A 10,538-nucleotide genomic window follows, 5' to 3' on the forward strand; every position below is an offset into this window, starting at 1 on the left:
GAGCAGAATAAACGCTCTCGTTCAGAGTTGGTGTAAAGTCCTCTTTAGATTGAAATTGATCTGGAAGTGGTTGTGAGCAGGCACAACATTGTCAGATCGACAGAGAAAGAACATCCTGTACCTCAGGATGTTGTTGTTGATGAAAGAAAAAGATCAATCGGAGATATGGTATCCGAAATTCCGTAATTTAGTTTCGCGGTTTCTCCAGTCTTTTTCTACTTTGATAAATAGTTCAAGATATACTTGCTTACCAAAAAAAGCTTCGATATCTTTTCTAGCCTCCATGCCGACTTTGCGAAGGGATTTTCCCTGATGTCCAATCAGAATTCCCTTTTGCGAATCTCTTTCAGCATAAATCACCGCGTTGATACGAATTAATTTGGCTTCCTCTTTAAATTGTTCAACTACGACTTCGACAGAGTAAGGAATTTCTTTGTCGTAGTTCAGAAGTATTTTCTCTCGGATTATTTCTGTTACAAAAAAGCGCTCCGGCCTGTCCGTTAAAGCGTCTTTGTCGAAAAACGGAGGCGAATCTGGCAATAATTCTTTGATGCGTTTTAACAACGGATCGATGTTGAACTTCTGAGTAGCAGAAATAGGAATTACTTCAGCCTCAGGTAAAATAGTATGCCAACTGTCAACAATCTCGACGAGTTTTGCTTCGTCTACCAAGTCGATTTTGTTGACTACCAAAATGATCTTATAATCGCCTGCATGCTGCTTTACCATCTCGATAAAATCAGCATTCTTTTCGCTCGAGTCAATTACGTCTGTGACGTAAAGCAGTATATCAGCATCCGTCAATGCTGACTGGGAAAATCCCAGCATTGATTTTTGTAGTTTGTAATGCGGTTTTAAAACACCAGGGGTGTCAGAATATACAATTTGAAAATCTTCGCCATTTACAATTCCCATTATGCGATGACGGGTTGTTTGTGCTTTGGAGGTAATGATCGAAATTCGTTCTCCCACCAAGGCGTTCATTAATGTTGATTTGCCTACGTTGGGGTTACCTACAATGTTTACAAAGCCTGCTTTATGCATAATTTTTTGGTTCAAATGACAAGTTTCAAACACTCCCTTTTTAAAAAAGGAAATGGGTTGCAAATATAGTGTCTTTTTGAGGAAATCAAAATGTTGTACAACTAAATGTTAAAACAGTGAATAAAATATAATGCCCTGATTACTAATGTAAGTGTACGTTGAAATATAGATGTAAATTAATTATAATATACAAAATGTTGTTTTTATTTGCTATATTCGTCTTTTTATTTACATATAATATTAAAAAAATGTCTATTTAAGGGTTTTTGCTATGATTTGTCGATATATTAAAAATCACATAAACGGTTATGAGAAGCATAACGGAGTGTGTTATATTAAAAATAGACATAATAAAAAAATAAAAATTAGCAAAAATAATGCTCAAATAAACAATAATTATATATATTGCTTTTGCTCTAAAATAACTCGGAATTTGATCAGCAAGAAACGTTGCACATGATTTTGGCAGATAATCTTGGGGCGATACTTTTGAGTAATCGCGACTTTTATTCGTACCTGTCAATCAGGTTGACTATGCTTTTGTATTGAATTCTATGGGCATTGTTAAGTCTAAATCAAATAAACAGGAATGACCTCACGTACTCAGTTGAAACAGTTTCAAAAAGAGTATATTTTGTATCAAAAAGCAAAGTCAAAATATCAAAAAAATCATTTTAGCCACAAGCTTAATCTTTACTTTTGTACTTCCTGAAATTATGTAAATGCCCATGAAATTATCACTGACGTCCAAATGTTTAGTCTTGTCCCTTTGGATAATTCCCGGTTGTCTCTGCGCTGCAATAAACAGACAAGCTCTTGTTGAACGGAATAATCCGGTTGTTCACTCGTTTGATTCTCTTTCCTCTTTTTCAGTTGGTAATGGTACATTTGCTTTTACGGCAGATGCGTCCGGCCTTCAAACCTTCCCGCAACTTTACAAAAATGGTGTTCCTCTTGGGACTCAATCGCAATGGGGGTGGCATAGCTTTTCCAATCCGAATAATTACCGTTTTGAAGAGACTTTGAAAAATTATAATTTTCACGGATGGAACGAACCTTATTCTACGGAGTTTAAGGAAGGTCGTCAGAAAGAGGCTTCCGAGTGGTTTCGCGAGAATCCGCATCGTCTTCATCTGGGTGTTGTGGGGTTAGAATTACAAAATGCACAAGGTCAAAAAGCAACTATTTCTGACTTTACGAATGTCAGTCAAACCCTTGATTTGTGGACAGGAGAATTGCAAAGCTCTTATTCATTATTTGGGAAGCCGGTAGAGGTTAGAACAGTTTGTCATCCGGCCGAAGATATGATTGCCGTGTCAGTTAATTCTTCTCTCATTCGGACGGGAAACCTTAAGTTTAATTTACGTATTCCATATCCATCGGGCAAACATACTGACGACGCATGTGACTGGTCGAAGCCAGAGGCGTATTCAACCTCTATTGTGGAATCCGGAGCTGATTATGCGGTTATTTGCTGCCGGTTGGATGAAACGACATATTACGTAAAACTTCAGTGGCAGGGAGCCGCCTCTCTGTCTGAAACGAAAAGTCACTACTATGTGTTGGCTCCCGAAAACAGTGATAAATTTTCATTTTCGTGTGCATTTAAGATGGAAAGACCGCAATTGAGCTTGAAAGATTTTGCGGCAACACAAGAGGCTTCGGCATCGTATTGGAATAACTTTTGGACCAAAGGAGCTGCTGCCGATTTTTCGCAGTGTAAAGATGCCCGGGCGAAAGAACTTGAAAGAAGAGTCGTGCTCTCGCAATATCTGATGGCGATTCAGTGTGCCGGTAATGTCCCTCCTCAGGAAACCGGGCTTACCTACAACAGTTGGTTCGGTAAATTTCACCTCGAAATGTATTGGTGGCATGCCGTCCATTTTGCATTGTGGAACCGTATCGACCTACTTGAAAAGAGCATGGACTGGTACAATGTGGCATATGATAATGCCAAAAAAATTGCCGAAAGACAAGGATTTAATGGCGTTCGCTGGATGAAAATGACGGATCCTTCGGCAATAGAAGCCCCTTCAAAAGTCGGTTCTTTTCTTATCTGGCAGCAACCCCATTTTATCTACATGGCCGAACTGATTTATCGCGACCATCCTTCGAAAGCAGTAATCGATAAATACAAAAAGCTGGTTTTTGAGACGGCTGATTTTATGGCCTCGTTTGCTACTTACGACAAGGCAAAGAACCGTTATGTTCTCAAAGGCGCCATTCCGGCTCAGGAAACCCTGCGTGCTGCCGAAACCACCAATCCGCCTTTTGAACTGGCTTACTGGTATTATGCTTTGAGCGTGGCTCAACAATGGAGAGTACGCGCCGGTTTGCCCGAAAATAAAGAGTGGAACAAAATCCTGAAACTATTGTCGCCTTTGGCACAGAAAGACGGTTTGTATTTGGCTGCAGAAACGGCTCCCGAGACCTATCATGACGTCCGGTTTACCTCCGATCACATGGCCGTGTTGGGCGCGCTGGGTATTTTCCCGCAGAGTCGCCTGGTCAATCCGGCAATAATGAAAAATACGTTGAATTGGATATGGAAAAACTGGAACTGGGACAAAACCTGGGGCTGGGATTACCCGATGACGGCCATGGATGCAGCTCGTTTGGGTGATGGAGAAAAAGCTGTGGGTGCGCTGTTGATGAATAAGCGGACCAATACCTATCTGGTGAACGGGCATAACTATCAGGATGAACGGTTACGCATCTATCTTCCCGGAAACGGAGGTTTGCTGACTGCCGTTGCTATGATGTGTGCCGGTTGGGACGGAAGCAAAGGCAATAATCCGGGCTTCCCGAAAGACGGCAACTGGAACGTTTTGTGGGAAGGCTTGAAAAAGATGCCATAAAGAATTTGAAGATTTGAGAATGTGGAAATTTGAAAATGGAAGTTGAACCAACACATTTTTATTATCCATGTTTTTGCCTTCAATTTTTAATCGTACATGTTTAAATCTTATATCAGATGAAACGTTTTTCTCTGTGTTGCATCCTTTTTGCCGGCTTCTCACTCTTTAGTTTTGCCCAAAGCAGTGGATGGAAATTTAGTTTTGGAACCTCGAAAGCGAAGAAAGGAGTAAAAGCTGTTTCGGCATCGACCGCATATTCCGACGAATTGGGTTATGGTTTCGACTTTGAAACCCATCCGCAGGAATTTACCGCAGCGAATGGCAAAAAGAAGCTTACGGGTTGTCGAAGCGATAAACCGTTCTATTTCTCTGTAAAATTACCGGAGGGTAATTATGATATAAAGTTGGTTTTAGGTGGAACCAACGAGCCCTCTCTGACAACAGTTAGAGCCGAGTCGCGCCGGTTGATGTTGGCTCATATTGCTACTGCGAAGGGGAAAACAACAACACAATCGTTTACCGTTAATATTCGGAATGCGCGGATTAATGATTCGGTTTCGGTGAAAATAAAGCCGCGCGAAAAGGCAAAGCTGAACTGGGATGATAAGCTGACTTTGGAGTTTTGCGATAGAAATGCAGCGGTTAGTTCCATAGAAATAACGCCAAATACGACAGCGCCAACTATTTTTCTTTGCGGAAATTCAACGGTAGTCGATCAGGACAACGATCCGTGGTGCGGTTGGGGCCAGATGTTTCCGTCGTTCTTCAAAAAAGGAGTCGCAATTGCAAATTATGCCGAATCGGGCGAAGCTGCCAATACCTTTATCTCGGCCCGTCGTCTCGAAAAGTTGCTGACGAAAATAAAAAAGGGTGATTTCCTCTTTATGGAATTTGGCCATAACGACCAGAAACAGAAAGGCGAGGGAATTGGCCCCTGGGGCTCTTATCAACAGTCGTTGCAAAAATATATCGATGAGGCTCGCAAGCGCGGAGCTTTTCCGGTGATTGTGACTTCGATGCACCGCCGCAATTTTGATGCCGACGGTAAGGTAATCAATACCCTGGGTGAATATCCGGAGGCAGCCCGTCAGCTGGCAAAAAAGAACAATGTGCCTCTAATCGACCTGAATGCGATGAGTAAGATTCTGTACGAAGCGTGGGGACCCGAACAATCGGTCAAAGCTTTTGTGCACTACAAAGCTGGTACTTTTGCCGGTCAGGCCAACGACCTTGCGGACAACACCCATTTCAACGCGTATGGTGGTTACGAACTCTCCAAATGTATTGTGGAGGGTTGCATTACCAATAATCTTGACTTCATCAAATACCTGCGACCAGACAATGAACGTTTTGATCCTGCGCATCCCGATGCTTTCGAATCGGTTTCGTTTCCGTTGAGCCCGTTTACGACGGTGGAAAAACCGGACGGAAACTGAGCGATTTGAAAATTTGAAGATGTGGAAATTTGAAAATAGAATATTGAATTAATTATGAAACGAATACTCTCCGGACTCTTGCTGCTTGTTTTTTCTTTTGGCGTTGGATTTGCTATCGATAAAAATCCGGCGTGGCTGAAAGAGGTGGGCGCCAAAACGGTTCCAAACGGGAAAAAAATCTATTGGGTAAATAATTGCGGCGCAGTTGGCGACAGCATTACACTCAATACCAAAGCCATTCAAAAGACCATTGACTTATGTGCAGCCAAAGGCGGTGGAATTGTTGCTTTCAGGCCGGGAAGATATTTGTCGGGAGCCATCTTTGTGAAAAAAGGAGTTTGCTTGCGGGTTGACCAAGGTGTAACCTTGTTAGGTTCTCAAAATATTAAAGATTATCCTATCATCCGTACCCGGGTGGCAGGCATTGAGATGAACTGGCCGGCAGCATTGGTCAACGTGAAAAATCAGGAAAACGTGGCCATTACCGGCAAAGGAATAATAGACGGACAAGGTAAATATTTCTGGGATTTGTACTGGGCGATGCGCAAGAATTACGATGCCAGAGGGTTGCGTTGGATTGTCGATTACGATTGTCAGCGTCCCCGCACGCTGGTGGTGGATAGTTCCAAAAACGTGACCATTGACGGAATTCAGTTTCAACGTGCCGGTTTCTGGACGGTACAGCTGCTTTATTCTGAAAATTGCACGGTGAAAAATGTGTTGGTGCGTAACAATATTGGCGGTCATGGACCGAGCACCGACGGTATCGATATCGATTCCTCTAAACGGATTGAGGTGGCTCATTGCGATATTGATTGCAACGACGACAATATTTGCCTGAAAGCCGGTCGCGATGCCGACGGACAACGGGTAAACCGTCCGACCGAATACGTCTCCATTCACGATTGCGTGTCGGCGCGGGGTGGTGGCCTGGTGGTATTCGGTAGCGAGACTGCCGGTAGTATTCGTCACGTGGTGGCTTACAACCTGAAAACAAATGGCACTTCGGCGGCTGTTCGCCTGAAATCGGCCTACAACCGTGGTGGTGTGGTGGAAGATGTGGCGGTTTATAATATCGATGCCCGCAATGCAAAGGCGGCTTTGGCTATTTCGCTCAATTGGAATCCGTCATACAGCTACTCAAAATTGCCAGCCGCATACGAAGGCAAGGTGCTGCCCGAACATTGGAATAAGATGTTGGAAGTGGTGCCAGCCGAAAAAGGAATCCCGACTTTCCGGGATGTGCATATTTCGGACGTTACGGTAAATGATACCCCGGTCGGCATTACTGCCGTGGGAATTGCAAAGTCGACGCTTGATAATTTCACTTTGGAAAATTGTACTTTTAATGTGGAAAAGGCAGGAGATATCGATTTTGGCAAAAACTGGACGCTGAAAAACGTTAAGTTTAACACGAAAGATGGTAAAGGATTGACGATCACAAACGACGAAAATGTAAAAGTAAATCCATGAGAATGTTGAAAATAGTATCGGTTTTTTTACTTCCTCTTCTTTGGCTTACTGCCGGGGCACAGGTACAGTCGCGTACGATTACTCCCAAAAACCAGGGATCGGTGATTACAGTCGGAGAAGCCCCCGAATTTACCTTTTATGTGCTCGATAAAGCTTCGGCAGCCCGATTTGGTTTGGTGAAGGGGAGCCAAAGTATCTGGCTCAGTGCGTTGAAGTCGGTGTGCAAGTCCGAAGGAAAAGGGTTGAAATACACATTAACCGGCACCTTTCTGGAAAAAGGAAAACTTGCGATCGAGGTGTTGCCGCTGTACCAGACCGACGGCGTGATTATGCGTGTTAACGGCGAAAATCTGCCGGACAGCCTATCGTTATTCTGGGCTTTCGGGGCGGCGTGTGGTAAAACTCAGCAGGAGGTGCAGCCGGGACTGAATCCTGCCGATTGCAAAAACAATGTGTTTGTGGTGGAGCGAAGCGGAGTCATTCTCTACTATCCCAAAGGCGGACTGCACGATTTCTCTGTCTTCTACACTATGTTTCCGATAGAGACTTCGGCCGTTTTATCGGATGCGCACAAACAAAATTCACCACTGGATTTGTTTCATTCCGGACATAAAACCGATGCGCAGATTCTGAGCGGAATGTTCCCCATCAAAAACGGGCAAAATTACTATTGTAGTTTTTACAAACCGGCCTCCAACTACGACGTGAATTACTATCGTCTGCCTGGTGTGTTTGAGGAGACCAAAGCGGGAAAACCGCAAGACCACTGATTGATTTGAAAATTCAGTTCATATTGCAGATTTTTCCCCTCTCTTCGGGAGAGGGGTTAGGGGAGAGGTCATAAAATGCAAAACGATATAAATACCTTAATCAACTATTGTATAATCTTCAATGAATAAACTCAATAAACTCGGGCCTGTTGCAATCTGTTTGCTTGCAATAACATTGAATATATCAGCTCAAACCACTTCGTGGCCTGCCGTGAAAGCGGAAGCCAAACCCTGGGCGCGTTGGTGGTGGTTGGGAAGTGCCGTCGATAAGGCAAACCTTACCTACAACATGTCGGAGTATGCCGCCAAAGGGATGGGTGGATTGGAGATTATCCCGATCTATGGAGTGCAGGGCAACGATGCCAATAACATCAACTATCTCTCGCCCAAATGGATGGAGATGTTGAGCCACACCGAAAACGAGGCTGCCCGTCTGGGAATGAAAATCGATATGAATACCGGTACCGGCTGGCCGTTCGGTAGTCCGGAAGTGACGTTGGAAGATGCAGCTTGCAAGGTTGTTTTTCACGATTATACACTTCAGGCGGGCGATGTGTTGAAAGAGCCTGTGACGGTAAACGATACAAAACAACAGGGCGTGGCAAAGCTGTCGCGATTGATGGCATTTTCCGCTGACGGGAAGAAAATCGATTTGACAAACAAACTTGATAAAGAAGGCAAGCTTCAATGGAAGGCTCCCGCGGGAGAATGGCATCTGGTAGCGGTTTTTGTCGGTAAAACTTTGCAGAAAGTGAAGCGAGCCGCGCCGGGAGGTGAAGGATGGGTAATGAACCATTTCTCCAAACAGGCAGTGACCAACTATCTCGGGCGCTTTGATCGGGCATTTGCTCAGAGTCATACAGCCTACCCGCACTCTTTTTTCAACGACTCCTACGAGGTGTTTAGTGCCGATTGGACTCCCGATCTGTTCGAACAGTTTCAGCTTCGCCGCGGGTATAAACTCGAAGAGTACCTGCCGGAGTTCAGAGGACAGGGCAATGCGGATGTTATTGCCCGTGTAGTATCCGACTACCGCGAAACGCTGTCCGATCTGTTGCAGGAAAATTTTACCAAGACATGGACCGATTGGGCGCACTCGCACGGTAGCACCACCCGCAATCAGGCTCACGGTTCGCCCGGTAACCTGATCGATCTCTACGCAACGGTCGATATTCCAGAATGTGAATCGTTCGGTATCTCCGATTTTCATATCAAAGGTTTGCGTGTCGATTCTATTCGTAAAACGAATGATTCGGATATTTCCATGCTCAAATATGCCTCTTCGGCGGCACATATTTCGGGTAAACCGTTGACCTCATCCGAAACATTTACCTGGTTGACCGACCATTTTCGCACTTCGCTTTCGCAGTGCAAACCCGATCTCGACCTCTTTTTTGTGGCTGGTGTGAACCATGTTTATTTTCATGGGACGGCTTATTCCCCGAAAGAAGCAGCCTGGCCAGGCTGGAAATTTTATGCCGCTGTCGACATGTCGCCGACCAACACAATCTGGCGCGATGCAGCTCCTTTGTTCAGCTATATCGCCCGCTGTCAATCGTTTTTGCAGGAGGGAAAACCCGATAACGACTTTTTGGTTTACCTTCCCATTTACGACATGCGGAAAGCCGATCTGAAAAAACCGTATCAGGCCTTCACCATTCATGAAATGGCCGAAAAGGCGCCGAAGTTTATCGAGGCTATCCATACCATTATCAAAAGCGGATACGACGTCGACTATATTTCCGATCAGTTTGTGCGGAGTACAACTGTAAATCAGGGAAAACTGCGTACGGTCGGAGGCGCGGACTACAACGCCATTCTTCTGCCGGATGTGAAGACCATTCCCCACGATGTGATGGCTCATCTCTTGTCGCTTGCCAAAGCGGGTGCGACAGTCGTTTTTGTGGGTGGTTATCCGCAGGATGTTCCAGGTCTGAGCAATTTCAAACAGAGAAAAGTGTTGCTGGGTAAATCCTTGTCGGCTTTGCCCAAGATTGTTTCGGTAACTAAAACGGCAGTGATGCTTTTCGGTAAAGGGAAGGTCGTTGTTGCTCCCGATTATGCTGCTGCACTTGCCGCTTGCAAAGTGCAAAAAGAAAATATGCGCACCGACCTTGGACTCTCCTGTATTCGCAGGTCGAACGAGACCGGCCATCACTATTTTATCTCTTCGTTGCAGAATAAGGGCGTTGACGGTTGGGTGCCTCTGTCTGTGAAAGCCGAATCGGCAATGCTGTTCGATCCGATAAGCGGCAATTCGGGCAAAGCTAAAGTGCGTCAACAAAACGGAAAAACAGAGGTCTATTTGCAGCTGAATTCGGGCGAATCGGTGATTCTGAAAACATTTGACAAACAAAATGTGGATGCAGTTGCATGGCAATACACAGAGCCGCAGGCTACACCACTCACTGTCTCGAAAGGTTGGACATTGCAATTTGCCGAAAGCGATCCGGCTATTTCCGGAACTTTCGCTATCGATACGCTGGGTTCGTGGACGATGTTGAACGAACCGAATGCGAAAATAAATAAAGGAACTGCCTGTTACAGTGCCGAATTTGAACTGCCGGCAACAGCTGCTGCCGATTGGCAGTTGAATCTGGGCGACGTGCGCGAGAGTGCGCGTGTTCGCATCAACGGACAGGATGCCGGAACTCTTTGGGCAGTGCCTTTTGTTGCGAATGTCGGCAAACTGGTTCACCCAGGTAAAAATAGGCTGGAGGTGGAGGTTACCAATCTTCCGGCCAACCGCATAGCCGACTACGACCGTCGCGGTGTGAAATGGCGTATCTTCAATGAAATCAACATGGTGAATCTGTTTTACAAACCGGTAACCTATGCCGACTGGGGAACTATTCCTTCCGGCCTACTCGGCCCGGTAACGCTAACTCCGTTGAAAGTGAAGAAATTCTGATTAGAAGATTTGGGAATTTGAAAATTAGAAAATGTAATTGGTGGAA

General features: G+C 45.0%; 6 protein-coding genes. 5 read left to right on the plus strand and 1 reads right to left on the minus strand.

The annotated features are described in order from the left end of the window. Positions 1 to 153: 153 nt before the first annotated feature. On the minus strand, positions 154 to 1,044 hold the full coding sequence (gene era, locus F8N35_RS02645; RefSeq protein WP_293049796.1) for a GTPase Era: 891 nt from the start codon (positions 1,042 to 1,044) through the stop codon (positions 154 to 156). Positions 1,045 to 1,772: 728 nt separating this feature from the next. Here era and F8N35_RS02650 point away from each other — a divergent pair. The 5 genes from F8N35_RS02650 (at position 1,773) to F8N35_RS02670 (ending at position 10,492) form a co-directional block, all read left to right on the plus strand. Next, a complete protein-coding gene (locus tag F8N35_RS02650) occupies positions 1,773 to 3,902 on the plus strand; it encodes a hypothetical protein (protein ID WP_293049797.1) in 2,130 nt (709 codons plus the stop codon). A gap of 116 nt (positions 3,903 to 4,018) precedes the next feature. Continuing rightward, positions 4,019 to 5,338 (plus strand): rhamnogalacturonan acetylesterase, encoded by a 1,320-nt coding sequence (locus tag F8N35_RS02655; RefSeq protein WP_293049798.1) that lies wholly within the window; start codon positions 4,019 to 4,021, stop codon positions 5,336 to 5,338. Positions 5,339 to 5,392: 54 nt separating this feature from the next. Beyond that, complete coding sequence (locus F8N35_RS02660; RefSeq protein WP_293049799.1) at positions 5,393 to 6,811, plus strand: glycosyl hydrolase family 28 protein; 1,419 nt, start codon at positions 5,393 to 5,395, stop codon at positions 6,809 to 6,811. A gap of 2 nt (positions 6,812 to 6,813) precedes the next feature. After that, on the plus strand, positions 6,814 to 7,581 hold the full coding sequence (locus F8N35_RS02665; protein ID WP_293049800.1) for a DUF4450 domain-containing protein: 768 nt from the start codon (positions 6,814 to 6,816) through the stop codon (positions 7,579 to 7,581). A 121-nt stretch (positions 7,582 to 7,702) separates the two neighbouring features. Beyond that, positions 7,703 to 10,492: a glycosyl hydrolase gene (locus F8N35_RS02670; RefSeq protein WP_293049801.1), complete on the plus strand. Its 2,790-nt coding sequence runs from the start codon at positions 7,703 to 7,705 to the stop codon at positions 10,490 to 10,492. The last annotated feature ends 46 nt before the right edge of the window (positions 10,493 to 10,538 follow it).

Source organism: Paludibacter sp., from assembly GCF_009712605.1.
Classification (GTDB): domain Bacteria; phylum Bacteroidota; class Bacteroidia; order Bacteroidales; family Paludibacteraceae; genus Microbacter.

Bases quoted from the DNA above. Each gene is read 5' to 3' on its own strand.
- era (WP_293049796.1), bottom strand. From the start codon at position 1,044: ATGCATAAAGCAGGCTTTGTAAACATTGTAGGTAACCCCAACGTAGGC.
- F8N35_RS02670 (WP_293049801.1), top strand. From the start codon at position 7,703: ATGAATAAACTCAATAAACTCGGGCCTGTTGCAATCTGTTTGCTTGCA.
- F8N35_RS02660 (WP_293049799.1), top strand. From the start codon at position 5,393: ATGAAACGAATACTCTCCGGACTCTTGCTGCTTGTTTTTTCTTTTGGC.
- F8N35_RS02655 (WP_293049798.1), top strand. From the start codon at position 4,019: ATGAAACGTTTTTCTCTGTGTTGCATCCTTTTTGCCGGCTTCTCACTC.
- F8N35_RS02650 (WP_293049797.1), top strand. From the start codon at position 1,773: ATGAAATTATCACTGACGTCCAAATGTTTAGTCTTGTCCCTTTGGATA.
- F8N35_RS02665 (WP_293049800.1), top strand. From the start codon at position 6,814: ATGTTGAAAATAGTATCGGTTTTTTTACTTCCTCTTCTTTGGCTTACT.